Source organism: Micromonospora reichwaldensis, from assembly GCF_031845925.1.
GTDB lineage: Bacteria > Actinomycetota > Actinomycetes > Mycobacteriales > Micromonosporaceae > Micromonospora > Micromonospora reichwaldensis.
This window is the reverse complement of sequence record NZ_JAVRFL010000005.1, coordinates 43,468-68,264: the sequence shown is the minus strand read 5'-3', so window position 1 is coordinate 68,264 and position 24,797 is coordinate 43,468. Positions and strand designations below refer to the sequence as shown.

Below are 24,797 nucleotides of genomic sequence, written 5' to 3'. Positions count from 1 at the left end.
GTCGGTGCGGGTCAGCAGGCCACGTCGATGCCCCGGGCGCGCAGGAACGGCGCGGGGTCGATCTGGTTCCACATCTGACCCTGGTGTACCTCGAAGTGCAGGTGCGGGCCGGTGGAGTCGCCGGTGGAGCCCTCCAGGCCGATGGTCTCCCCGGCGGCGACCTTGTCGCCCACGCCCACCTTGGCGGTGCTCAGGTGGGCGTAGTGGGTCAGGTAGCCGTTGCCGTGGTCGACGAAGACGGAGATGCCGTACCCGTCGCCGACGTCGCCGGCCTTGGTGACGGTGCCGCCGAAGGCCGCGCGGACCGGGGTGCCGGCGGGCAGCGCGAAGTCGATGCCGGCGTGCTGGGTGCCCCAGCGTGGGCCGTAGCAGGAGGTGATCGCCGCTCCCTTCATCGGGATGACCCAACTGGGCTTCGGCTTGCTGGTCTTCTTCGGCTTCGGCTTCGGCTTCGGCTTGGCGGCGGTCGCCTTCGGGCTGGGCTTCGCCGCCGGGCTGGCCTTCGCCGGGCTGGGCGTCGGGCTCGCCGACGGGGTGGCCGGGGCGATCGTCTCGCGGGCGGAGCGGTCGGCGCGGTCGGCGGCCTCCGCGCGGGCCTGCGCGTCCACGGCGGCGGCCGGGACGGAGGGCTCGTCGTTCCCGGTGGCCGCGAAGGCGGCGCCGCCGAGGCCGAGGCCGGTCAGGGCCGCCGCGGCGATGATCACGCGGGTGCGGCCGCCGATCCGCCTCCGGGGCCGGACGGGGGCGTCGGGGGTGTTCTCGTTCCGAATGTCTTCCTGCACGGCGGACCTTCACTGATCGAGGGGGCACTTGACCTCGAAATACTGGTGTCGACACGCGGCGTGACGGGTAGTGGGACGGGGTCCGGGCGGACCGGCGACGGTCTCGTCCGCCCCTTGCGTCCCCGTTCGGGGTTGTTCGACCGTAAAAGTGATCATGTGTGGAGATGGCGCCGGTCACAGTCGCTCCTGTGGCCCGGCTCACTTTCGACTCCGGTGGCACACGAAAAACCGCCCGGATCGGTAGATCCGGGCGGTTGACGGGCGATGCGCAGCGTCAGGACGCGGCTACCTCGCTGTAGTACGCCTCGACTTGTAGCTTGATGTCCACTCCGCGCTCCTTGAGCCACGGCACCGGGTCGAGCGGCTCGCCCTTGACATGCACCTCCAGGTGCAGGTGGGAGCCGTAGGAGTGGCCGGTGTTGCCCACGAGGCCGAGCTGGTCGCCCGCCTTCACCTGCTGGCCCTCCTTGACGCTCAGCGCCGAGGAGTGGCCGTAGATCGCCTCGCTGCCGTCGGCGTGCTGGACGATCACGGTGTGGCCGTAGCCGCCGAACCAGCCTGCCTTGGTGACGGTGCCGCCGTGGATGGCGACGTAGGGGGTGCCCTCGGGGGCGACCAGGTCCACGCCGGTGTGCAGCTTGCCCCAGCGCATGCCGTAGGGCGAGTTGAACTCGTAGCCCTGGAGGGGGAGCAGCCAGACCTCGGGCTCGGCGGACTCGGTGCCTCCGGCGCGGTCGCTGTCGCGGCTGGCGCGGTCGGCGTTGTCGCCACGGGCCGCGGCGTCCTGGTTGACGGTCGAGGCGGCCTTGAGCTCGTCGAGGACCGACGGGCTGACGCTCTTGGCGTCCGGCAGGGCGCCGGCGCCGATCGCGACGATGCCGGCGCCGACGAACGCGGTGGTGACCACCGCTGCGTAGCGGCTACGCGGGGGGGTGGGTACGCGGCGGCGACCGCGATATCGATCGGGCTCAGACGACAGGCGCTGGCGCACGCACACCCTCCGTTGTCGGGGATCCGAAGCGGCTTCCTCGACGCCCGTGAAGCTCGGGTGAACGCCGGCTGGCCGCGTCGTCACCCGTCCGTGGACCTGATGACAACCGTGGACACGTTAGCCAACCACCAGGCCCGTCACAAGCCGAAGCGCCGAACTGCTACCGCGTTCTGTCCCTTTCCGTCCGTGATTGTCATGGGTCGTACCCCTCGAACGGTGCCCCCTTAACTGCCCGTTCGTCGCGCAGGGTGACCGAACGGCGGAGTCGTCCGGCTTGACGACGAGGGCTGGCGCGGTCCGCCGTACCGGCACCGACGGGAGTCCGGCCGGGTTCGCGCGTGAGGTTCGCCGCCCGGATTTCCCGGGCAGGGTCGGGCGGGTTACCGTTCGTTCAGTGAAGCCGCGGAGCCGGTGAAAGGGATGCGCTGATGAGCTCTCGTGTACGGGTCGTCGTCGCCAAGCCGGGCCTGGACGGCCACGACCGTGGTGCAAAGGTCGTCGCGCGTGCCCTGCGGGACGCCGGCATGGAGGTCATCTACACCGGCCTGCACCAGACCCCGGAGCAGATCGTGGAGACCGCGATCCAGGAGGACGCCGACGCGGTCGGGCTCTCCGTGCTGTCCGGGGCGCACATGACGCTGTTCCGGCGGGTGGTGGAGCTGCTCGGTGAGCGCGACGCCCGCGACATCGTCGTGTTCGGCGGCGGCATCATTCCCGACGCCGACATCCCGGAGCTCCAGCGGCTCGGGGTCGCCAAGATCTTCACGCCGGGCGCGACGACCCAGTCGATCGTCGAGTGGGTCCGGCAGAACGTCGCCCAGCCGGTCGCCTGACGGCGGTCGCGGGCTCGGGGCCGCTCGGCGGCCGAATCCGGACAGGGGGAGGGGCCGGACGCACCCCTCACACGTCCGGCCCCTCTATGCACGATGCCCCGCCGCCACCCCTCGACCGACAGGGCATCGGCCGCTCCCGTCGCCGCGCTGCATCAGCGCTCCGACACCTGACTCAACGACGCCCCCACGGACGGGTTACGCGCCCCCGGCAACATCGCCCGGACGGCTGACATCGGGCCGAAGTCGCGGAAAGGCCGCGGGAAGCCGCCGATTGTGCATTACCACACAACGTGCACCCGCTCGGTTGCCGGCGGTGTCCACCTCGCTAGGCTGCGCCCAATGGCCTGTTTCGAGTGATGACAGGCGTCAAACTGTTTTCCATAACGCTGGTGGCGGCGCGACGGCGCGCCGCGGAGACGGGACGGGACGCGCAAACGTGGACCTGTACGAGTACCAGGGGCGGGACCTGTTCGAGCGGCACGGCTTGCCCGTGCTCGCCGGCGGCGTCGCCACGACCCCGGAGGAGGCCCGCGCGATCGCCGAACGCCTCGGCGGTCGGGTGGTCGTCAAGGCGCAGGTGAAGGTCGGTGGCCGAGGCAAGGCCGGCGGCGTGAAGCTGGCCGAGGGCGCCGAGGAGACGGTGGCCCGCGCCACCGACATCCTGGGCATGGACATCAAGGGCCACACCGTCCACAAGGTCATGATCACGGTGACCGCGGACGTGGCCGAGGAGTACTACTTCTCCTACCTGCTCGACCGGGCGAACCGCACCTTCCTCTGCATCGCCAGCGTCGCCGGCGGCATGGACATCGAGCAGGTCGCCGCCGAGACCCCGGAGAAGGTCGTCAAGGCCCCGATCGACGCCAACACCGGCGTCGACGAGGCGAAGGCGCGCGAGATCGTCACCGCCGCCAACTTCCCGGCCGAGGTCGCCGACCAGGTCGTCGAGGCCGCCGTGGGGCTGTGGAAGGCCTTCGTCGCCGAGGACGCCACGCTGGTCGAGGTGAACCCGCTGGCCAAGACCGGCGAGGGCAGGCTGCTGCTGCTCGACGCCAAGGTCACCCTCGACGAGAACGCCGGGTTCCGGCACCCGGACCACGAGGCGCTGGTCGACCAGGCCGCGGTGGACCCGCTGGAGCAGGCCGCCAAGGAGAAGGACCTCAACTACGTCAAGCTCGACGGCGAGGTCGGGATCATCGGCAACGGCGCCGGCCTGGTCATGTCGACCCTCGACGTGGTCGCGTACGCCGGTGAGCGGCACGGCGGCGTCAAGCCGGCCAACTTCCTCGACATCGGCGGTGGCGCGAGCGCCGCCGTGATGGCGAACGGGCTGGAGATCGTCCTGTCCGACCCGTCGGTGAAGAGCGTCTTCGTCAACGTCTTCGGCGGCATCACCGCCTGCGACGAGGTCGCCAACGGCATCGTGCAGGCGCTGGCCCTGCTCGAGCAGCGCGGCGAGCAGGTCACCAAGCCGCTGGTCGTCCGCCTCGACGGCAACAACGCCGAGGCCGGCCGGGCGATCCTCGACGGCGCGAACAACCCGCTGGTCCAGCGGGTCGACACGATGGATGGCGCGGCCGAGCGGGCCGCCGAGCTGGCGGCTGCGGGGGTCTGACAATGGCTATCTGGCTGACCAAGGACTCGAAGGTCATCGTCCAGGGGATGACCGGTTCCGAGGGTTCCAAGCACACCCGGCGGATGCTCGCCGCGGGCACCAACGTCGTCGGCGGCGTCAACCCGCGCAAGGCGGGCCAGACGGTCGACTTCGACGGCACCGAGCTGCCGGTCTTCGCCAGCGTCGCGGACGCGATGGCGCAGACCGGTGCGGACGTGACCGTGATCTTCGTACCGCCGCAGTTCACCAAGGGCGCGGTCGTCGAGGCGATCGACGCCGGGATCGACCTGGCCGTGGTGATCACCGAGGGCGTGCCGGTGCACGACACCGCCGCGTTCTGGGCGTACAACGTCGCCAAGGGGGAGCGGACCCGGATCATCGGTCCGAACTGCCCGGGCATCGCCTCGCCGGGCGCCTCCAACGCCGGCATCATCCCGGCCGACATCACCGGCACCGGCCGCATCGGCCTGGTCAGCAAGAGCGGCACGCTGACCTACCAGATGATGTACGAGCTGCGTGACATCGGCTTCTCGACCTGCGTCGGCATCGGCGGTGACCCGATCATCGGCACCACCCACATCGACGCGCTCGCCGCGTTCGAGGCCGACCCGGAGACCGACGCGATCGTCATGATCGGTGAGATCGGTGGCGACGCCGAGGAGCGGGCCGCCGAGTTCATCAAGGCGAACGTGACCAAGCCGGTGGTCGGCTACATCGCCGGCTTCACCGCGCCGCCCGGCAAGACCATGGGCCACGCCGGTGCGATCATCTCCGGCTCGGCGGGCACCGCCGAGGCCAAGAAGGACGCGCTGGAGGCGGTCGGCGTCAAGGTCGGCAAGACCCCGACCGAGACCGCCAAGCTCATGCGGGAGATCATGTCCGCGGGCTGAGCCCGACCGACGTACGACCGGAGGGCCGACCGTTCGCGGTCGGCCCTCCGCCGTCGTGACGCGGCGGCCCCGGTCGCCGTGGCGCGGGTGGCCTCAGTCGTTGTAGAGCGGGTAGTTGCCGCCGGCCCAGAGGACACCGCTGCCGATGATGTTGAGCACGCCGAACGCGATCGCCAGGTAGCCGAGCACGGGCGACTGGCCGAAGCGCTTGGCGTCCCGGATCGACAGGTAACCGAAGACGATCCCCAGGATGCCGCAGCAGAGCAGGCCGAGGATGATGCCGAGCACGCCCCACAGTGTCGTGCGGTCGCGACCGGCCGCGGACGGCGCCGGCGGAGGCGGCGGATACGGAGTGTTCACGGCTCTCCTCAGGACGTCGGTGCCGCGACCCTGCGGTCGCGTCCCTGCGCCCGAGGCTAGACCGGATCGGGGGCCCGAGATGGTGGATCACGGAACTCGTCGCCGCTGCGGGGCGGTATCGGACTGCCACCGCCGGCCCGGCATGCCAGAGTAGACGCGATGTCCTCCGTCACCCCTGATCAGCCCAGCCGTCCCGGCGCCGACGTCGGCCCCGGCACCCGGCCGGCCGCGCCCGTCGGGCGGAGCCGGCGGGTGCCCGCGCCGCGCGCCGGCGAGCCGCGCCGCAGCCGCGCCCCGCTCGCCGTCGCCGCCGGGGTCGCCGCCGGGTGGGCGGCGCTCACCTCCTGGCTGCCGGTCGTGGTCGTGCTCTGGCTCTTCCAGCTCAGCGAGGGTGCCGCCTCCGTGCCGGGCGCGCTGCGCGCCGGGCTGGCCGGCTGGCTGCTCGGGCACGGCGTGCCGCTGGACACCGCCGCCGGCCCGCTCGGGCTGGCCCCGCTGGCGCTGACCGCCCTGGTCGTCTGGCGGCTGACCCGGGCGGGCGTGCACGCCAGCCGGGCCATCGGCGCGCGGGGCGGCCGGTCACCCCGGCAGGCGCTCCTCGCCGCCGGTGCGGTCGGCGTCGCGTACGCGCTGCTCGGGGTGCTCGCCGCGGTGCTGGCCGGCGCGTCACCGGTGCGTGCCGGGCTGACCCTCGTGGTGCTCGGCACGCTCGGGGCCCTGGTGGGCTCGGCCCGGACCACGCGCGTCGCCGGCCTGCTCGCCGCGCGGTCCCCGGAGGCGCTGCGCGACGGGATCCGCACCGGGCTCGTCGCCGGCCTGCTGCTGTTCGGCGCGGGGGCCGGCGCGGCGGGGCTCGCCGTGGCCACCGGGGGCGGGGACGCCGCCGACCTGATCGGGGCCTACCGCACCGGGGTCGCCGGCCAGGCCGGGATCACGCTGGTCAGCCTCGCCTACGCGCCCAACGCCACGGTCTGGTCGGTCAGCTACCTGCTCGGCCCGGGTTTCGCCGTCGGCACCGACACGGCGGTACGCACCAGCGAGGTCTCCGTGGGGGCGCTGCCGGCCGTACCGCTGCTGGCCGGGCTGCCGCGCGGGCCGGTCGACGGGCTCGGCGCCGGGCTGCTCGCGGTGCCGGTCCTCGCCGGGATGGCCGCGGGCTGGCTGCTGGCCCGCCGGCTGCTCCGACACGCCGCCGACGACCGGGCACCGCTGCGCTGGGGGCCGCTGCTCGGGGCGGCAGCGCTCGCCGGCCCGGTGGCCGGCCTGCTGCTGGGCGCCGCCGCGGCGGCCTCCGCCGGATCGCTCGGTGGCGGCCGGCTGGTCCAGGTGGGGCCCGTCGCCTGGCAGGTGGCGGCGGTGGCGACCGGGGTCGTCGCGGTCGGGGCGCTGATCGGCGCCGCCGCGACCCGGGTGCTGTCCCGCGCGCCCCACTGAGGGGCCGGAAGACGCCGAAGGGGCGCCCCGGACGGGCCGGGACGCCCCTGTCGCATGACGGTCAGGGCTGGTTGGGCAGCGTCAGACTGAAGCCCAGGAAGACGATCTGGAGCAGGCCGAGCACGACGCCGATGGCGCCGCAGATCAGGCCGGCGAGGGCCTGACCGTTGTTGTCGGCCAGCCCCTGGGCGGCCTTCTGCTTGCCCATCCACCCGGTCACCAGCGCACCGATGCCCAGCGGGATGCCGAGGTAGCAGCAGACCAGCGGGATCGAGGCGATGCCGAGGATCATGGACACCAGACCGAGGGTGTTCTGCTGCTGCCCCGGCCCCTTCGCGGCGAACCCCGCGTTGGGGTACATGGGCGGCTGCGGGTACCCCTGCTGGCCGTACGGGTCCTGGTACGGCTGCTGCCCGTACGGCTGACCCGGCGCCGGATGCCCGTAGGGCTGGCCCGAGGTGGGCGGCTGCCCGTAGGGGTCCTGCTGGCCGTACGGGTTCTGCTGGCCATACGGATCCTGCGGCGCGGCGTACGGGTCGTTCGGCTGCCCGGAGACGGGCTGCTGACCGTACGGCGCCGCCGGCGGCGGGGCGTACGGGTCGTGGGGCGGCGGGGCGGTCGGATCGTGGTGCGGCTGCTGGCCGTACGGATCCTGTCCGGGGTAACCGGGCTGCATGCGACTCCTCGTCCGATCTGTCAGTAGCTGCTGGTGGAGCTGCCGCCGCCCACCACACCGGCGAGCCCACCGAGCAGGCAGCACACCAGCACGATCACGTACCAGCTGATGCCGACGATGAGCGCCCACTTGGACCACTTCTTCGACTCGGCGGCGGCGGCCTGGGCCCCGGCGTAGTCGCCCTGCTGGAGCAGCGGGTTCACCTTGGAGGCGTTGATGATCGCCGGGATGGCCAGCGGCCAGAAGAGGAAGATGGCGACGATCGACATCGTCATGTTGTTGTTGACCTGCGGCTGCTGCGGCTGGTATCCGGGCTGCATTTCGGCGTACTCCTCATTCCACTCGACACCCCCGCGGGGCGTCGGATCACTGACGGGTGCGGGCCGACGCGCGCCGGGCCCGAGCGACCGGCAGCGTACCTGGTCCGGACCATTCGCGTCGTCGGTGAATGTCGCAATGCCCAGCGGATGGAAGCGGCGGCAGGCCCGATAGGGTGGCCCGGTGACCGAGCCCGCGCCCGTCGCCCGCATCGTCGTCCTCGTCTCCGGCTCCGGGAGCAACCTCCAGGCCCTGCTCGATGCGAGCGCCGATCCGGCGTACGGGGCCCGGGTGGTGGCCGTCGGCGCCGACCGCGACGGCATCGCGGGTCTGGACCGGGCCGGCGCGGCAGGTGTGCCGACCTTCGTCGAGCGGGTCGCCGACCACCCCGGCCGCGAGGACTGGGACGCCGCGCTGACCGCGCGCGTCGCCGAGCACCGGCCCGACCTGGTCGTCTCCGCCGGCTTCCTCAAGCTGGTCGGCCCGCGCTTCCTGGCCGCCTTCGGCGACCGCTACCTGAACACGCACAACACGCTGCTGCCGGCGTTCCCCGGCATCCACGGCCCGCGCGACGCCCTCGCCTACGGCGTGAAGGTCACCGGGGCCACGCTCTTCTTCGTCGACGCCGGCATGGACACCGGCCCGATCGTCGCGCAGGTCGCCGTGCCGGTGCACGACGACGACGACGTCGAGACGCTCACCGAGCGCATCAAGGAAGCCGAGCGGCGCCAGCTCGTCGAGCAGGTGGGCCGCCTGGTCCGCGAAGGTTGGACGATCACCGGAAGAAAGGTCACGGTCCCGTGAGTTCCACTCAGGACGAACGCCGCCCGATCAGGCGGGCGCTGGTCAGCGTCTACGACAAGACCGGCCTGGTCGAGCTGGCCCGGGCGCTGCACACGGCCGGGGTGGAGCTCGTCTCGACCGGCAGCACGGCCTCGGCCATCGCCGGCGCGGGGGTGCCGGTGACCCCGGTGGAGACGGTGACGGGCTTCCCGGAGATCCTCGACGGGCGGGTCAAGACGCTACACCCGAAGGTGCACGGCGGACTCCTCGCCGACCTGCGCAAGGACTCCCACGTCGCCCAGCTCGACGAGCACGGCATCGCCGGTGTCGACCTGCTGGTGTCCAACCTCTACCCGTTCCAGGCCACTGTCGCCTCCGGCGCGGGCGTCGAGGAGTGCGTCGAGCAGATCGACATCGGCGGCCCGGCGATGGTCCGGGCGGCCGCCAAGAACCACGCCTCGGTCGCCGTGGTGACCGACCCGGCCGCGTACCCGGCCCTGCTCGCCGCGCTCGGCGAGGGCGGCTTCACGCTGGCCCAGCGGCGCGTGCTGGCCGCCCGTGCCTTCGCCGTCATCGCCGAGTACGACGTGGCGGTGGCCGAGTGGTGCGCCGCCACGCTGGCGCCCGAGGAGGACGGCTGGCCGGACTTCGCCGGGCTGTCGCTGCGCCGGCAGGCGGTGCTGCGCTACGGCGAGAACCCGCACCAGCCGGCCGCGCTCTACGTCGACCCGTCCAGCCCGGCCGGGCTCGCCCAGGCCGAGCAGCTGCACGGCAAGGAGATGTCCTACAACAACTACGTCGACGCGGACGCGGCGTGGCGGGCGGCCAACGACTTCGCCGACCAGCCGGCGGTGGCGATCATCAAGCACGCCAACCCGTGCGGCATCGCGGTCGGCGCCGACGTGGCCGAGGCGCACCGCAAGGCGCACGCCTGCGACCCGGTGTCCGCGTACGGCGGGGTGATCGCGGTCAACCGGCCGGTCTCGGTCGAGCTGGCCCGGCAGGTGTCGGAGATCTTCACCGAGGTGCTGGTGGCGCCCGGCTTCGACGAGGGCGCGGTGGAGGTCCTCCAGGCGAAGAAGAACATCCGGCTGCTGCACGCGCCGGCCTACGCCCCGCTGCCGGCCGAGTGGCGGCAGGTCACCGGCGGCGTACTGGTGCAGATGGCCGACCGGATCGACGCCGAGGGCGACGACCCGGCCAACTGGCGGCTGGCCACCGGCGAGCCGGCGGACGAGGCGACCCTGCGCGACCTGGCCTTCGCCTGGCGGGCGGTACGCGCGGTGAAGAGCAACGCGATCCTGCTGGCCTCCGACGGCGCGACGGTCGGCGTCGGGATGGGCCAGGTCAACCGGGTCGACTCGGCGCAGCTCGCGGTCAGCCGGGCCGGAGCGGACCGGGCCCGGGGCGCGGTCTGCGCCTCGGACGCCTTCTTCCCCTTCGCCGACGGCCCGCAGATCCTCATCGACGCCGGCGTCCGCGCGATCGTGCAGCCGGGCGGCTCGATCCGCGACGAGGAGGTCATCGCCGCCGCCAAGCAGGCCGGCGTCACCATGTACCTGACCTCCACCCGCCACTTCTTCCACTGACCTCCCGGGGAGGGTCAGGGGGTGGGGCGGAGTTCGGCGAAGTGGCAGGCCGAGGGGTGGGGGTCCGCCGCGCGGAGGACCGTGTGGGGCTCCTGGGTGGCGCAGACCTCCTGGGCCTTCCAGCAGCGGGTGCGGAAGTGGCAGCCGCTCGGCGGGTCGGCCGGGCTCGGCACGTCGCCGGTGAGCCGGATCATGGTGCGCCGGTCGCGGGCCTCCGGGTCCGGCACCGGCACGGCCGAGAGCAGCGCCTGGGTGTACGGGTGGGTGGCGCGCTCGTAGATCTCGTCCTCGGTGCCGATCTCCACGATCTTGCCGAGGTACATGACCGCGACGCGGTCCGAGATGTGGCGGACCACCGACAGGTCGTGCGCGATGAAGATGTACGACAGGCCGAACTCGTCCTGGAGCTTCTCCAGCAGGTTGATCACCTGGGCCTGGATCGACACGTCCAGGGCGCTGACCGGCTCGTCGCAGACGATGATCTCGGGCCGCAGGGCGAGCGCGCGGGCGATGCCGATGCGCTGCCGCTGGCCGCCGGAGAACTGGTGCGGGTACCGGTTGATGTGCTCGGGGTTCAGGCCGACCACGTCGAGCAGCTCCCGCACCCGGCCCCGCCGGCTGCCCTTCGGCGCGGCGTCCGGGTGGATCTCGAACGGCTCGCCGATGATGTCGCCGACCGTCATGCGCGGGTTCAGTGAGGTGTACGGGTCCTGCATCACCATCTGCATGTTGCGCCGCAGCCGGCGCAGTTCGGCACCGGAGGCGGAGAACAGGTCCCGGCCCTCCAGGGTGGCCCGGCCGGCGGTCGGCGTCTCCAGCCGCATCAGCAGCCGGGCCAACGTCGACTTGCCGCAGCCGGACTCGCCGACCACCCCGAGGGTCTCGCCCCGGCGCAGCTCGAAGCTGACCCCGTCGACGGCCTTGACGGCGCCGACCTGCCGCTGGAAGAGCACGCCCTGGCGGATCGGGAAGTGCTTGACCACGTTGTCGACGGCGAGGATCGTCTCGCCGCGCACCTTGGTCGGGCTAGCGGGCGCTGTCATCACGGACCTCCTGGGCGAAGTGGCACGCGCTGGTCCGGCCGTCGCCCAGGACCAGGTCGTGCGGCACCACGTCGACGCAGACCTGCTGCACGTACGGGCACCGGGGGTGGAACGGGCAGCCGGACGGGATCCGCATCAGGTTGGGCGGCAGCCCTCTGATCGTGGAGAGCTCCTGACCCCGGACGTCCATCCGCGGGATCGACTCCAGCAACCCCTTCGTGTACGGGTGGGCCGGCGCCCGGTACAGCGAGCGGACGTCGGCGTGCTCGACGATCCGGCCGGCGTACATGACGGCGATCCGGTCCGCGACGTCGGCGACCACACCCAGGTCGTGCGTGATCAGGATCATCGCCATGTCGAGGCCGCGGCGCAGGTCGGCCAGCAGGTCCATGATCTGGGCTTGGACGGTGACGTCCAGGGCCGTGGTCGGCTCGTCGGCGATCAGCACCTTCGGGTTCATGGCCAGCGCCATCGCGATCATGACGCGCTGCCGCATGCCGCCGGAGAACTGGTGCGGGTAGTCGCCGAGCCGGCTGGCGGCGCCGGGGATCCGTACCAGGTCCATCAGCTCGACGACCCGGGCACGGGCGTCCGCCTTCGACATGCCCTCGCGCTGGCGCAGCGTCTCGCCGATCTGCCAGCCCACTCCGAAGACGGGGTTCAGCGCGGAGAGGGCGTCCTGGAAGATCATCGCGATCTCCTTGCCGCGTACCTGCCGGCGCTGCTCCTCCGGCAGCTTGAGCAGGTCCCGCCCCTGGTAGAGGATCTCGCCGGAGCGGATCACGGCCGGGGGAGTGTCGAGGATGCCCATGATCGCCTGGGCGGTGACCGACTTGCCGGAGCCCGACTCGCCGAGCACGGCGAGCGTCTCGCCGGGATCGAGGTGGTACGAGACCCCGTTGATCACCCTGGCCACGCCCTCGCCGGTGCGGAACTCGACGTGCAGGTCCCGTACGTCCAGCAGGTGCCCGCCCGGGGGCGTCGGGGAAGCCGGCGTCGGTTGGACGGCGGACTGGCTCACGGTTCAGGCCTTTCGCTCGCGACTACGGGGCTCGCTGCGCTCACTCCTCGCGCTCGCATGGTTCCTGCCTCTCGCTCGTGACTGGAAGGCTCGCTCGCATGCGTCAGCGCAGTTTCGGGTCGAAGGCGTCGCGGATCGCGTCGCCGAGCATGATGAACGCCAGCACGGTCAGCGCCAGGAACGTCGAGGGGACCAGCAGCGGGGTGACCGACTCCCGCATGTGCACCCGGCCGGCGTCGATGTCGATGCCCCAGGAGATGGTCGGCGCCCTGAGCCCGATGCCGAGGAAGCTCAGCGTCGCCTCGGCGGCGATGAACGAGCCGAGGGCGATCGTCAGCACCACGATCGCCGGGGCGAGCGCGTTGGGCAGGATGTGCCGCAGCATGATCCGGCCGTCGCCGGCGCCGAGCATCCGGGCCGCCGCGACGTAGTCCTGCTCCTTGGCGGTGATCACCGAGGAGCGGACGACGCGGGCGGCGGTGGTCCAGCCGAGGATCGCCAGCACGAAGATGACCGCGCCGACCCGGACCGCCGAGCTGTCGCTGTTGACCCGCTTGAGCAGCACGATCGCGGCGAGCAGGAGCGGGATGCCCAGGACGACGTCGATCACCCGGGAGAGCACCGCGTCGACCCAGCGGCCGAAGTAGCCGGCCAGCATCCCCACGGCTAGCGCGATCAGGCCGGTGAGCAGCGCGGAGAGCGCGCCGACCAGCAACGACGCGCGGGCGCCGTAGACCGCCCGGGCGTACGTGTCGCACCCCTGGAAGTCGTACCCGAAGATCGCCCCGCCGGACGGCCCGGCGTGCTGGCGGGCCAGCACGCAGTCGCGCGGGTCGTTCGCGGTGAACAGCCCCGGCACGGCGGCCATGGCGGCGACCAGCACCACCAGGGCGAGGCTGATCCAGAAGATCGGCTTGCGGCGCAGGTCGCGCCAGGCGTCGCCGGCCAGGCTGCGGGGCTTCTGCGGTACGCCGACCTGGTTCGGCGCGCCGGGCTCACCCGACGGCCCCCGCCGCGCGGCCTGGTTCTCGCTCGCCGCGACGGTCTCGAAGTCACTCATGCCCGCACCTCGCTGCGCTCACTCATAGCGGATCCTCGGGTCGAGTACGGCGTACAGGACGTCCACCACCAGGTTGGAGACGAGGTAGACCACGACGAGCACGCTGACGATGCCCACCACCAGGGGGCCGTCCTCGGTGCGGATGCCGCGGAAGAGGTTGAAGCCGACGCCGGGGATGTTGAACACGCCCTCGGTGATGATCGCGCCGCTCATCAGGTTGCCCAGCTCGACGCCGAGGAAGGTGACCACCGGGATGAGGGAGTTGCGCAGCACGTGGACGCTGACGATCCGCCGCCTCACCAGTCCCTTCGACCGGGCGGTGCGGACGTAGTCGGCGCGTAGGTTCTCGGCCACGGACGTCCGGGTCAGCCGCAGCGCGGTGGCCAGCGAGAGCGAGCCGAGCACGATGCCCGGCAGCAGGAGCGCGTACAGGTCCGGGTCGGCGCCGGCGGTGGCCGGGAAGAGCTGCCACCTGACGCCGAGGAGGTACTGCGCCAGCGGCGCGAGCACGATCGTCGGGATGCCGAGCACCAGCAGGGTCAGCAGCAGGGTCGAGTTGTCGAAGATGCTGGCCCGCCGGATGCCGGCGAGGACGCCCGCGGTGACCCCGAAGAGGATGGTGACCGCCATGGCGATCAGCGCCAGCTTGACCGTGACGGGCCAGGCGGCGGCCAGGATGTCGCCTATCGAGCGTCCGGTGAGGGACTGCCCGAGGTCACCCTGGAGCAGGTTCTTGAGGTAGTCGAAGTAGCGGTAGAAGAACCCGCCGACCCCGGTCCGGTCGAGGTGGAACTTCTCCGTCAGGTATGCCCGCTGGGCGGCCGTGACCGGGCGCTCACCGGCGAGCGCCTGGATGGGGTCGCCCTGGCCGGCGAACATCAGCGCGTAGACGATCAGCGTGGTCCCGAAGAACGCGAGGACCATCTGGAGCAGACGCCGCAGGATGAAGCGGAACATACTTGGCAGTCTGGCGGAAAAAGTGCGAAGAGGAAGGCGGGTCGGGCCACCGTCCGCCGATGGCCCGACCCGTCCTGCCGTGGTGTTACTTGACGGCCTCGATCTTCACGAGGTCGATCCGGTCGAAGAGATCCATCTCCACGTTCGTCACCTTGGTGGAGTGGCCGAAGTTGTTCTGGCCGTAACGCAGCGGGATCACCGGCAGGTCCTCCGCCAGCAGGTCCTCGGCCGCCTGGTACTTCTTGATCGCCTCGTCCTCGTTCGCGGCGCTGGCGCCCTCGGCGAGCAGCTTGTCGAACTCGGGGTTGCTGTAGCCGTAGTAGTTCGACGAGCCCTTGCTGCTGTACAGCGGGCCCAGGTAGTTCTCCATGGACGGGTAGTCCATGACCCAGCCCATCCGGAACAGGCCGACCGGCTGCTTGGCCTTCACCTTGGTCAGCAGGTCCGCGAACTTCGGCTCGGCGGTGCCCACGCAGTCCACGCCCAGGTTGGTCTTGAGCTGGTTGCAGGTCGCGTCGATCCAGTCCTTGTGGCCGCCGTCGCCGTTGTAGGACAGCTCGATCCTCGCCGGGCCGCCCGCGGCCTGGTAGAGGCTCTTGGCCTTGGCCGGGTCGAACTCGCCGGCCTCGCCGATGGTGTTGTCGCGGTAGCCCGCGACGACCGGCGAGACGAACGAGCGGGCCGGCTGCTGCGAGTCCTTGAAGATCGACTTGGTGATCTCGTCACGGTCGACCGCCATCGAGATGGCCTTGCGCACGTCTGGGTTGCTGAACTCCTCCTGGAACGTCGGGAAGGCCAGCACCTGGAGCGACGAGGCGGAGCTCTGCTTGAACCGGTCACCGAGGTCGGTGCCGGCCGTCGAGAGGTTCTCGGTCGGGATGGTCTTGATGACGTCGAGGTTGTCCGACAGCACGTCCGCGTACGCGGCGGTCGGCTGCTGGTAGATCCGGAACTCGACGCCGGCCACCTTCGGCTTCTCGCCGGGGAAGGCGTCGTACTTCTCGACCTCGACCTTGGCGTCGTGCTGCCAGGTGCCCTTCATCTTGAACGGGCCCTGACCGACCGGCGCCTGCTCGTAGCCCTCGGCAAGTACGCCGGGCGCGGAGAACGCGGCCTTCGGCATCGGGTAGAAGGCGGTGTAGCCGAGCACGGACTTGAACTCGCTGTACGGCTCCGACAGCGTGACGGTGAAGGTCAGGTCGTCGACCTTCTTCAGCCCGCTGAGTGTCTTGGCCTTCGGGGTCTCGCCCTGCATGTCCTCGTAGCCGGCGATCTTCTCGAAGAAGTAGCTGGAGTTCTGGCCGTTCGGGGCGTAGGCGCCGTAGTTCCAGGCGTCGACGTAGTTGTCGGCGGTGACCTTCTCGCCGTTGTGGAAGGTGTAGCCGTCCTTCAGCTTGACCGTCCAGGTCGTGTTGTCCTCGGACGTCACCGACTCGGCCGCCACCTCGTAGGGCTTGTTGGCCTCGTCGTAGTCGACGAGCGGGCTGAACAGGGCGGCGAGCACCTGCGAGCCGCTCGTCTCGTTGGTGTTGGTCGGTACCAGGTGCTGCGGCTCGGCGATCTCGATCCGCACGGCCGCGTCGGGGTTGCTCTCGCCGGATCCACCGTCGCCGCCCGAGCCGCAGGCCACCAGGCCCAGGGTCACCGCGAGCGGGAGGGCGGTCCAGGCAGCGAGCCTACGAACACGCATGTAGCCTCCTCATCTCCTCACGCTGCGCAGTCAGGCCCGGCGCTGGGTTTACGCTGCGCAACGTTGGGCAACGGTAGGTCGCCGGCCGGCGATCGACAACGGGCGGGTTGCGAACCGATAACGGAGTCACCGTCGGGGCCTTGTCGCGGCGAGCCGGGTCTGCTAATGCCGTGCGACCGCGAATGCGGCGCTGGGCAGCGAGGACTCTCGGCATCGTTGGCGCCCGCCGCGGCCGGTCCGCCCGTTCGTGCCGGCCCGATCCGACCGTGCCCCATAGTCACCCCGACGGCCCGGGAGTCCGGTTCCAGGTGAGGGCTCGGCGGCTGATGTGTTACTCAGAGTGATTAACTGCACGTCACTCTTAGTGGTCACAATGCGGGCTTGGCGCAGGTCGTCGGATCGCCGGCCGTCGACCGTGAGACGATCTGGGCGTGACGGCGACGCTTCTGGACGGCAAGGCGACCGCGGCCGAGATCAAGGACGAGCTGCGGACACGGGTCAAGGCACTGGCGGAACGCGGCATCACCCCCGGGCTCGGCACCGTCCTGGTGGGTGCGGACCCCGGCTCCCAGGCGTACGTCAACGGCAAGCACCGCGACTGCGCCGAGGTGGGGGTCGCCTCGATCCGCCGCGAGCTGCCGGCCGACGCGACCCAGGCGCAGGTCGACGCCGTGCTCGCCGAGCTGAACGCCGACCCGGCCTGCCACGGCTACATCGTCCAGCTGCCGCTGCCCGGCCACCTCGACACCCAGCGGGTGCTGGAGCTGATCGACCCGGACAAGGACGCCGACGGCCTGCACCCGGTCAACCTCGGCCGGCTCGTCCTGGGCTACGACGCCCCGCTGCCCTGCACCCCGCGCGGCATCGTCGAGCTGCTCCGCCGGCACGACGTGCCGCTGCGCGGCGCCACGGTCGCCGTGGTCGGCCGCGGCAACACCGTCGGCCGTCCGCTCGGCCTGCTGCTCACCCGCCGCAGCGAGAACGCCACCGTGACCCTCTGCCACACCGGCACCCTCGACCTGGCCTCGCACACCCGGGCCGCCGACATCGTCATCGTGGCCGCCGGCGTGCCGGGCCTGCTCACCGCCGACATGCTCACGCCGGGCGCGGTCGTGGTCGACGTCGGCATCACCCGGGTCATCGGCCCGGACGGCAAGGGCCGCTACACCGGCGACGTCGCCCAGGAGGCGGCGGAGGTGGCCGGCAAGCTGGTGCCCATGCCGGGCGGCGTCGGCCCGATGACCCGCGCGATGCTGCTGACCAACGTCGTGGAGCGGGCCGAGCGCGACTGAGGCGTTAGGAAGGGCACCTTCCTAACGCCTGAGGTAGAGGAAGGGGCCCTTCCTTACACCTTGGGGACGGCCGTGACGTTCGCCCCATCCCGGCGATGGTCGGCTCCCCTGACCTGATCGGTGCCACGATGACTGATACGGTCCGGAAAACCGACTGGTAGCAGGGAGTGGGACGACCATGGGTAAGAAGGTCACTGTCGTCGGGGCTGGCTTCTACGGCTCCACCACCGCACAGCGCCTGGCCGAGTACGACGTCTTCGACACCGTCGTGATCACCGACATCGTGGAGGGCAAGCCCGCAGGTCTCGCCCTGGACCTCAACCAGTCGCGCGCCATCGAGGGCTTCGAGACCAAGGTGGTCGGCGCGACCACCGGCCCGAACGGCGAGGGCTACGAGGCGATCGAGGGCTCGGACGTCGTGGTGATCACCGCCGGCCTGCCGCGCAAGCCGGGGATGAGCCGCATGGACCTGCTCGAGACGAACGCGAAGATCGTCCGCCAGGTCTCCGAGAACGTCGCCAAGTACGCCCCGAACGCCGTCGTCATCGTCGTGTCCAACCCGCTCGACGAGATGACCGCGCTGGCCCAGCTCGCCACCCAGTTCCCGAAGAACCGGGTGCTCGGCCAGGCCGGCATGCTGGACACCGCCCGGTTCACCAACTTCGTGGCCGAGGCGCTGGGCGTACCGGTGAAGTCGGTGAAGACGCTGACCCTCGGCTCGCACGGCGACACGATGGTGCCGGTGCCGTCGCAGAGCACGGTCGACGGCAAGCCGCTGCGTGAGGCCATGCCGGCCGAGCAGATCGAGGAGCTGGTCGTCAAGACCCGCAACGGCGGCGCCGAGGTGGTCGCGCTGCTCAAGACCGGTTCGGCGTACTACGCGCCGTCGGCCGCCGCCGCCCGGATGGCGAAGGCCGTGGCGGAGGACTCGGGCGAGGTCATGCCGGTCTGCGCCTGGGTCGACGGCGAGTACGGCATCTCCGGCGTCTACCTGGGTGTCGAGGCCGCGATCGGCGCCGAGGGCGTCAAGCGCGTCGTCGAGACCGACCTGGACGCCGACGAGCTGGCCAGCCTGAAGGAGGCCGCCGAGGCCGTCCGCGCCAAGCAGGGCGACGTCGCCTCCATGTGATCCACCACCCGTCGAGGGGGCACGCCGGTCCGCCGGCGTGCCCCCTCGTCGTTCCGCCCTACAGCGTCACGAACGCCTCGCCCAGGTGCGGGGTGGCGAGCACCGCGGGCCCGCGCGCGGCCAGGTCGCGCAGCAGCCCCACCCGCGAGGCACGCGCCGCGGCGGCGTCCTCCTCGTGGGCGTACGCCAGCTCGGGGTCGACCAGTTGCACGGCGTGCACCAGCAGGTCGCCGGTGAGCAGCAGCCGCCCGTCGCCCACCTCCAGCAGCACCGACTGGTGACCGGGCGTGTGCCCCGGCGTCGGCAGCAGCCGTACCGTCGGATTCAGCCTCTCCTCGCCGTCGACGACCCGGAGCTGGCCGGCGGCGCGCAACGGCGCGACCAGGCCGGCCGACAGCCCCGGGTCGAGCTGCCCGACGGCGGCCAGTTCGGCCCGTTGGAGCAGGTAGTCGGCGTTCGGGAAGTACGGCGTCCCCGGCGAGCCGGTGACCGCCCAGCCGACGTGGTCGCTGTGCAGGTGGGTGAGCACCACCGTGCGTACGTCGGCCGGGTCGATGCCGGCGGCGGCGAGTTCGGCCGGCAGCCGGCCGGGTACCGGCGCCCAGCTCGCGGCGGGGGAGCCGGCCGGGCCGATCCCGGCGTCGACCAGGGTCACCGGGCCGTCACCGGCGCGGATGGCGAAGCTGCGGAACGGCAGCCACCACCGCCCGTCGGCGGTCACCGTGGCCGGGTCCCGCCGGTCGGCCGCGCGCCAGTGCTCCGGCGTGGCGTCCGGGAACGCCTCCGCGCGGGGCTGGAAGAACGGCCCCTCGCCATCGGTGAGCGCGGTGACCGTGATAGACCCGAGGATGCGGCTCAGCGGCATCCGGCGATCATGTCAGCGGTCCCGTGCGCCGTGCACGTCGTTTGTTCCGGCCCGACCGAGGCCGGCTGGGGACTGCCGATCAGTTTCCAGTACGCTCGTACTGCTTGAGCACGAGTCCCCCGAGAGGAGCGCCGGCCGATGGCGAAGATCAAGGTAAACAACCCGGTCGTTGAGCTCGACGGCGACGAGATGACCCGGATCATCTGGAAGCAGATCCGGGAGCAGCTGATCCTGCCCTACCTCGACGTCGACCTGCACTACTACGACCTGTCGATCCAGCACCGCGACGAGACCGACGACCAGGTCACCGTCGATGCCGCCAACGCCATCAAGGAGCACGGCGTCGGCGTCAAGTGCGCGACCATCACCCCGGACGAGGCCCGGGTGGAGGAGTTCGGCCTGAAGAAGATGTGGCGGTCGCCGAACGGCACGATCCGCAACATCCTCGGCGGCGTCGTCTTCCGCGAGCCGATCATCATGTCCAACGTGCCGCGGCTGGTCCCCGGCTGGACCAAGCCGATCATCATCGGCCGGCACGCCCACGGTGACCAGTACAAGGCCACCGACTTCGTCGTCCCGGGCCCGGGCAAGGTGACCGTCACCTACACCCCGGCCGACGGCGGCGCCCCGATGGAGATGGAGGTCGCCAACTTCCCCGGCGGCGGCATCGCCATGGGCATGTACAACTACGACGAGTCGATCCGGGACTTCGCCCGCGCCTCGTTCCGCTACGGTCTGGACCGCAACTACCCGGTCTACCTGTCCACCAAGAACACCATCCTCAAGGCGTACGACGGCCGGTTCAAGGACATCTTCGCCGAGGTGTTCGAGAACGAGTTCAAGGCCGAGTTCGACGCCGCCGGCATCACCTACGAGCACCGGCTCATCGACGACATGGTCGCCGCCGCGCTCAAGTGGGAGGGCGGCTACGTCTGGGCCTGCAAGAACTACGACGGTGACGTGCAGTCCGACACCGTCGCGCAGGGCTTCGGCTCGCTGGGCCTGATGACCTCGGTGCTGCTCTCCCCGGACGGCCGTACGGTCGAGGCCGAGGCCGCGCACGGCACGGTCACCCGGCACTACCGGCAGTGGCAGAAGGGCGAGAAGACCTCGACCAACCCGATCGCGTCGATCTACGCCTGGACCCGGGGCCTGGCCCACCGGGGCAAGCTGGACGGCACCCCGGCGGTCACCGAGTTCGCCAACACCCTGGAGCAGGTCATCGTCGACACCGTCGAGGGCGGCCAGATGACCAAGGACCTCTCGCTGCTCATCTCGCGGGACGCCCCGTGGCTGACCACCGACGAGTTCATGAACGCGCTCGACGAGAACCTGGCGCGCAAGCTCTCCGCCTGATCCTCGTCACCGGGGCAGCACGCAGCGCCGCCGCGTCGCACAGGAGCCCGCCGGCACCCGCCGGCGGGCTCCTGCCGTTCCGCCGCCCGCCGCCCGCTCCCCGCTCCCCGCTCGCGGTGCGGTCGTCGAGCGGTTCAGATCTTGGTACCGGAGTGCCCCTGCAGGGGCCGTTTCCTGCCAAGATCCGCTCGGTTGCTCAGGGTCGGCGGCGTGTCGGCGGGGGACACGCCGGTTGCGTCACCTACCTCGGCGCGCCTCGTTGACCTGGGTGGACGAGATGCCAGTCGCGTCCAGGAAGGTTGACCGCGGTCGCCTCGCGGCAAGCGTGCCGATCAGCCAGCCTTCCCGGCTGTCGCGCGCAGCCAGCCGTCCCTTCCCTGCGGGGGGCCCTGTCCCGGGCCCCCCGCGCCCTGTCTCCGCCCTGCACCATCGCCCTGCACCGCGCCCGCAGCTGGCGCCGATCATGCAGTTGTGGTGCCCCGCATAAGACTCGATTCAGGACACGACTCCCACCAGAACTGCATGATCGACCTGTGCAGGGGCTCAGGCGGCGCGGAGGAGTTCGGCGGCGCGCTCCGGGGCGATGTCGTTGATGAAGACGCCCATCGCGGACTCCGAGCCCGCCAGGTACTTCAGCTTGTCCTTCGCGCGCCGGATGCTGAACAGCTGCAGGTGCAGGTGGCCCAGCTCGCGGTCGACGCGTACCGGCGCCTGGTGCCAGGCGGCGATGTAGGGCATCGGCACGTCGAACAGCCCGTCGAAGCGGCGCAGCAGGTCCAGGTAGAGCGGCCCGAAGGCGTCCCGCTCGGCGTCGTCGAGCGCGGGGATGTCCGGCACCGGCCGGTGCGGGGCCACGTGCACCTCGAACGGCCAGCGGGCCGCCGCCGGGACGTACGCCGTCCAGTGCTCGTTGGCGGCGACCACGCGGTCGCCGTCGGCCCGCTCGGCGGCGAGCACGTCGGCGTAGAGGTTGCGCCCGCCGGTGCGTTCCGCATGCCGGCGGGCGGCGGCCAGCAGCGCCCGGGTCCGCGGGGTCACGAAGGGGTACGCGTAGATCTGGCCGTGCGGGTGGTGCAGGGTCACACCGATCTCCACGCCCCGGTTCTCGAAGCAGAACACCTGCTCCACCCCGGGCAGCTCCGCGAGCGCCGACGTGCGGTCGGCGAGCGCGTCGAGGACGGTACGCACCCGGCGTGGCGGGAGGGACGCGAAGGACGCGTTGTGGTCATCGGTGAAGCAGACCACCTCGCAGCGGCCCCGACCCGGGCGGACCGGGGTGAACGGGGTGATCTCGGCGGGCTCCTCGGCCACCCGGCCGCTCAGGGAGGGGAACCGGTTCTCGAAGACGGCGACGTCGTAGTCGGGGGCCGGGATCTCGCTCTGCCGGCCGTCGGTGCTGGGGCAGAGCGGGCACTGGTCGGCCGGCGGGAGGAAGGTGCGCGTCTGCCGGTGCACGGCGACGGCCACCCACTCGTCGGTGAGCGGGTCCAGGCGCAGCTGCGACGCGGGCGGTGGCGGAGGCAGCTCGCGTCGGTCCGGCTGGTCGCGGACGGCGTCGTCCCGTTCGTCGAAGTAGATCAGCTCCCGGCCGTCGGCCAGCGCGATCGCGGTGCGCTTCACCTCGCCATCCCCTCATCTGTCGTCGTGGCCGTCCGCCCCGCGCCCGTGCCGGGGGGCACGACCACCAGTTCGCCCACCCGGTCGTCGAGCGCCCGCTGCGCGTCGGGGGGCAGCCGGTCGTCGGTGACCAGCACGTGGGCGGCGGAAAGCTCAACGATCGAGGAGATGCCGACGGTGCCCCACTTGGTGTGGTCGGCGAGCACGACCAGCCGGTCGGCGGCGGCCACCAGGGCGCGGTCGGTCTCCGCCTCCATCAGGTTCGGCGTGGTGAACCCGGCCCGCTCGGTGATCCCGTGCACGCCGAGGAAGAGCAGGTCCAGGTGCAGCGACCGGATGGCGGCGACGGCCAGCGGCCCGACCAGCGCGTCCGACGGCGTACGCACCCCGCCGGTGAGCACCACGGTCTGGTCGGACCGGCCGCCGGCGTGCAGGATCTCGGCCACCGGCAGCGAGTTGGTGACGACGGTCAGGCCCGGCACGTCGACCAGTCGACGGGCCAGCTCGGCGGTGGTGGTGCCGGCGGAGAGCGCGACCGCCGCCCCGGGGCGGACCAGCTCGGCGGCGCGGCCGGCGATGGCCGCCTTCTCCGCCAGTTGCCGCACCGACTTGGCCCGGAAGCCCGGCTCGTCGGTCGAGCCGGGGCCGGCCACCGTGGCGCCGCCGTGCACCTTGGCCAGCAGGCCGCGCTCGTGCAGCGCCTCCAGGTCGCGGCGGATGGTCATGTCCGAGACGCCGTACTCGGCGGCCAGCTCGGTGACCCGCACGCCGCCGGTGGCGCGGACCCGGTCCAGGATGGCCGCCTGCCGTTGCTGAGCGAGCATCCGCCGTACCTCCGTGCCAGCCGCGCGCCCTCACGCGGTCGAACGTGTTCGAACAAGAATGAACACTAGCGCGAAGGAGGGGACGACCGGTAGGCGGAGGGCGTGATCAGATCGACTGGAGCCGGGGTTCGACCCAACCCGTCTCGTTCAGGTGGTGCAGGACGGCCTCGACCGCCTCGTCGATCGTCATGTCGCTGGTGTCGACCACCAGGTCCGCGTCGGCCGGCTCCTCGTAGGGGTCGTCGATGCCCGTCATCCCGGTGAGCAGGCCGGCCCGGGCCCGGGCGTAGAGGCCCTTGCGGTCGCGCTGCTCGCAGACCTCAAGCGGGGTCGCCACGTGCACCAGCACGAAACCCGCACCGGCGGCCAGCGCCATCTCCCGGGCGGTCGCGCGGGCCTGGGCGTACGGGGCGATCGGGCAGCAGATGCCGACGCCGTGGTGCCGGGCGATCTCCGCCGCCACCCAGCCGATCCGTCGCACGTTGAGGTCCCGGTCGGCCTTGCTGAAGCCCAGCCCGGCGGAGAGCTCGCGGCGCACCACGTCGCCGTCGAGCAACGTGATGCTCCGGTCGCCCTGCTCGCGCAGCACGTCGGCCAGGCCCCGGGCGATCGTCGACTTGCCGGAGCCCGAGAGCCCGGTCAGGAAGACGACGAGGCCCCGGTGCCGCCGCGGCGGCCGGGCCCGGGCCAGCTCCTTCGCCACCGCGGGCGGGGTGTGCCACTCGGGGAGCGGGAAACCCCGGTCCAGCAGGTCGTTGATCTCCGGCTGGGTCAGCGCCAGGCGCCGGTTGCGGGGCGGGATGTCCTCCCGCCAGCGCCACTGCCCGTCGCGGTTGTCGTAGGCCAGCTCGCGCGGCACCAGCACCCGCAGGCCGGCGCCGGAGAGCATCTCGCCGGTGGAGAGCAGGTGCGTGACGCCGTACGCCGCCGACACCCGGGCCCGCAGCAGCGCGTCGCTGATCTCGTCGCGCCGGCGGGACAACGGGACGGCGACCAGCGTGGCCGGCGGCATCCGGTCGCGGGCGGCGAAGACGCTGCGTACGAGCGACTCCGGCGGCAACCCGCCGAGGCCGTCCTCGCCGACCGGGATCATCACCAGCAGGTGGGCGCCGAGCGTGCGGACCGCGTGGGCGATCTGGGCGAGCTGCGGCCGGTGCAGCGGGCGGTCGGCGATCACCCCGAGCACCCGACCGGACGGCAGCAGCGGGCGTACCTCCTCCGGGGTGCGGCGCAGCCGCTGGAAGGGGCCGTGGCCGCCGTCGCCGAGCCGACGGACCGTGCCCCCGACGCCGGCCACCCCGTCGCGGACATGCCACGCGTCGGCGACGTCCAGCGCCGCGACCGGCGCGCCCTCCCCGTCGGTGAGCACCAGGGTGCGGCGTGCCTCGTCGCGCGGGTCGAGGCCCTGAGCGAGCGCCGTCGGCACCTGGAGGGTCACCGGCACCGGCCACGGTGAGCCGTCGGCGAGCCGGCTCCGCCGACTCACCGAGACCAGGTCGGCGCGGGTCATGAAGCCGGCCAGCGGAGCGTACGCCCCGATCAGCAGCAGCTCCAGGTCAGCCAGCTCGCCAGGGCGCGGCGTGTACGCCGGCGCGTCCCGGAGCACCTCGTCGGGCAGCACCCAGCTGTTGCTCATCCATCCCCCAAACGACACTGACCGGCACACAGTTTC

General features: G+C 71.9%; 23 protein-coding genes. 9 read left to right on the top strand and 14 right to left on the bottom strand.

What is annotated here, in order from left to right; translation table 11 throughout:
* Positions 1-11 precede the first annotated feature (11 nt).
* Positions 12-782 carry a M23 family metallopeptidase gene (locus tag RM555_RS05530; protein ID WP_311410749.1) on the bottom strand — a complete coding sequence of 257 codons (771 nt, stop codon included), beginning with the start codon at positions 780-782 and terminating at the stop codon, positions 12-14.
* Between the two features lie 274 nt (positions 783-1,056).
* Positions 1,057-1,773: a M23 family metallopeptidase gene (locus tag RM555_RS05525; RefSeq protein WP_311410748.1), complete on the bottom strand. Its 717-nt coding sequence runs from the start codon at positions 1,771-1,773 to the stop codon at positions 1,057-1,059.
* 428 nt (positions 1,774-2,201) lie between these two features.
* On the opposite strand from RM555_RS05525, the gene RM555_RS05520 reads away from it, so the two are divergent.
* The 3 genes from RM555_RS05520 to sucD all read left to right on the top strand — a co-directional run bounded on the left by RM555_RS05520 (position 2,202) and on the right by sucD (position 5,111).
* Positions 2,202-2,606: a cobalamin B12-binding domain-containing protein gene (locus RM555_RS05520; RefSeq protein WP_132230988.1), complete on the top strand. Its 405-nt coding sequence runs from the start codon at positions 2,202-2,204 to the stop codon at positions 2,604-2,606.
* Between the two features lie 436 nt (positions 2,607-3,042).
* On the top strand, positions 3,043-4,221 hold the full coding sequence (gene sucC / locus RM555_RS05515) for an ADP-forming succinate--CoA ligase subunit beta (RefSeq protein WP_311410747.1): 1,179 nt from the start codon (positions 3,043-3,045) through the stop codon (positions 4,219-4,221).
* A gap of 2 nt (positions 4,222-4,223) precedes the next feature.
* Positions 4,224-5,111, top strand: coding sequence for a succinate--CoA ligase subunit alpha (gene sucD, locus RM555_RS05510; protein WP_132230990.1), 888 nt, complete (start codon positions 4,224-4,226; stop codon positions 5,109-5,111).
* A 93-nt stretch (positions 5,112-5,204) separates the two neighbouring features.
* Here the strand turns inward: sucD and RM555_RS05505 are convergent, their stop codons facing one another.
* Positions 5,205-5,471 (bottom strand): DUF4190 domain-containing protein, encoded by a 267-nt coding sequence (locus RM555_RS05505; RefSeq protein WP_132230991.1) that lies wholly within the window; start codon positions 5,469-5,471, stop codon positions 5,205-5,207.
* A gap of 159 nt (positions 5,472-5,630) precedes the next feature.
* Here RM555_RS05505 and RM555_RS05500 point away from each other — a divergent pair, with 159 nt between their 5' ends.
* Positions 5,631-6,905, top strand: coding sequence for a cell division protein PerM (locus RM555_RS05500; protein WP_311410746.1), 1,275 nt, complete (start codon positions 5,631-5,633; stop codon positions 6,903-6,905).
* Positions 6,906-6,966: 61 nt separating this feature from the next.
* Here RM555_RS05500 and RM555_RS05495 read toward each other — a convergent pair whose 3' ends face one another.
* Together RM555_RS05495 and RM555_RS05490 are read right to left on the bottom strand one after the other, a co-directional pair.
* Complete coding sequence (locus RM555_RS05495) at positions 6,967-7,581, bottom strand: DUF4190 domain-containing protein (RefSeq protein ID WP_311410745.1); 615 nt, start codon at positions 7,579-7,581, stop codon at positions 6,967-6,969.
* A gap of 20 nt (positions 7,582-7,601) precedes the next feature.
* A complete protein-coding gene (locus tag RM555_RS05490) occupies positions 7,602-7,901 on the bottom strand; it encodes a CD225/dispanin family protein (RefSeq protein WP_311410744.1) in 300 nt (99 codons plus the stop codon).
* 181 nt (positions 7,902-8,082) lie between these two features.
* Here RM555_RS05490 and purN point away from each other — a divergent pair, with 181 nt between their 5' ends.
* On the top strand, positions 8,083-8,703 hold the full coding sequence (gene purN / locus RM555_RS05485) for a phosphoribosylglycinamide formyltransferase (RefSeq protein ID WP_311410743.1): 621 nt from the start codon (positions 8,083-8,085) through the stop codon (positions 8,701-8,703).
* Positions 8,700-10,271: a bifunctional phosphoribosylaminoimidazolecarboxamide formyltransferase/IMP cyclohydrolase gene (gene purH, locus RM555_RS05480; protein WP_311410742.1), complete on the top strand. Its 1,572-nt coding sequence runs from the start codon at positions 8,700-8,702 to the stop codon at positions 10,269-10,271. The genes purN and purH overlap by 4 nt, the downstream gene beginning before the upstream one ends.
* A 14-nt stretch (positions 10,272-10,285) precedes the next feature.
* Here the strand turns inward: purH and RM555_RS05475 are convergent, their stop codons facing one another.
* From RM555_RS05475 to RM555_RS05455, 5 genes are all read right to left on the bottom strand, one after another.
* On the bottom strand, positions 10,286-11,314 hold the full coding sequence (locus RM555_RS05475; RefSeq protein ID WP_311410741.1) for an ABC transporter ATP-binding protein: 1,029 nt from the start codon (positions 11,312-11,314) through the stop codon (positions 10,286-10,288).
* A complete protein-coding gene (locus RM555_RS05470; protein WP_311410740.1) occupies positions 11,298-12,335 on the bottom strand; it encodes an ABC transporter ATP-binding protein in 1,038 nt (345 codons plus the stop codon). The genes RM555_RS05475 and RM555_RS05470 overlap by 17 nt, the downstream gene beginning before the upstream one ends.
* Before the next feature lie 103 nt (positions 12,336-12,438).
* Positions 12,439-13,395, bottom strand: coding sequence for an ABC transporter permease (locus RM555_RS05465; RefSeq protein WP_311410739.1), 957 nt, complete (start codon positions 13,393-13,395; stop codon positions 12,439-12,441).
* A gap of 18 nt (positions 13,396-13,413) precedes the next feature.
* Positions 13,414-14,352 carry an ABC transporter permease gene (locus tag RM555_RS05460; RefSeq protein ID WP_151456057.1) on the bottom strand — a complete coding sequence of 313 codons (939 nt, stop codon included), beginning with the start codon at positions 14,350-14,352 and terminating at the stop codon, positions 13,414-13,416.
* Positions 14,353-14,437: 85 nt separating this feature from the next.
* Positions 14,438-16,042, bottom strand: a complete 1,605-nt coding sequence (locus tag RM555_RS05455) for a peptide ABC transporter substrate-binding protein (protein ID WP_311410738.1) — start codon at positions 16,040-16,042, stop codon at positions 14,438-14,440.
* Between the two features lie 431 nt (positions 16,043-16,473).
* On the opposite strand from RM555_RS05455, the gene RM555_RS05450 reads away from it, so the two are divergent.
* Positions 16,474-17,334 (top strand): bifunctional methylenetetrahydrofolate dehydrogenase/methenyltetrahydrofolate cyclohydrolase, encoded by an 861-nt coding sequence (locus RM555_RS05450; protein WP_311410737.1) that lies wholly within the window; start codon positions 16,474-16,476, stop codon positions 17,332-17,334.
* 178 nt (positions 17,335-17,512) lie between these two features.
* On the top strand, positions 17,513-18,463 hold the full coding sequence (gene mdh, locus RM555_RS05445) for a malate dehydrogenase (RefSeq protein WP_088998471.1): 951 nt from the start codon (positions 17,513-17,515) through the stop codon (positions 18,461-18,463).
* Between the two features lie 58 nt (positions 18,464-18,521).
* On the opposite strand, the gene RM555_RS05440 is transcribed toward mdh, so the two are convergent.
* On the bottom strand, positions 18,522-19,328 hold the full coding sequence (locus tag RM555_RS05440; protein ID WP_311410736.1) for an MBL fold metallo-hydrolase: 807 nt from the start codon (positions 19,326-19,328) through the stop codon (positions 18,522-18,524).
* Positions 19,329-19,466: 138 nt separating this feature from the next.
* Between RM555_RS05440 and RM555_RS05435 the strand changes: the two genes are divergently transcribed.
* Entirely contained in the window at positions 19,467-20,684 is a 1,218-nt protein-coding gene (locus tag RM555_RS05435; protein WP_101412708.1) for an NADP-dependent isocitrate dehydrogenase, read from the top strand.
* Between the two features lie 543 nt (positions 20,685-21,227).
* Here the strand turns inward: RM555_RS05435 and galT are convergent.
* From galT to cysC, 3 genes are all read right to left on the bottom strand, one after another.
* Positions 21,228-22,304, bottom strand: coding sequence for a galactose-1-phosphate uridylyltransferase (galT, locus tag RM555_RS05430; protein ID WP_311410735.1), 1,077 nt, complete (start codon positions 22,302-22,304; stop codon positions 21,228-21,230).
* The gene (locus RM555_RS05425) at positions 22,301-23,125 is read right to left on the bottom strand and encodes a DeoR/GlpR family DNA-binding transcription regulator (RefSeq protein ID WP_132231006.1); all 825 of its coding nucleotides are present in this window, start codon (positions 23,123-23,125) and stop codon (positions 22,301-22,303) included. The genes galT and RM555_RS05425 overlap by 4 nt, the downstream gene beginning before the upstream one ends.
* 106 nt (positions 23,126-23,231) lie before the next feature.
* Positions 23,232-24,761 (bottom strand): adenylyl-sulfate kinase, encoded by a 1,530-nt coding sequence (gene cysC / locus RM555_RS05420; protein WP_311410734.1) that lies wholly within the window; start codon positions 24,759-24,761, stop codon positions 23,232-23,234.
* Positions 24,762-24,797 lie beyond the last annotated feature (36 nt).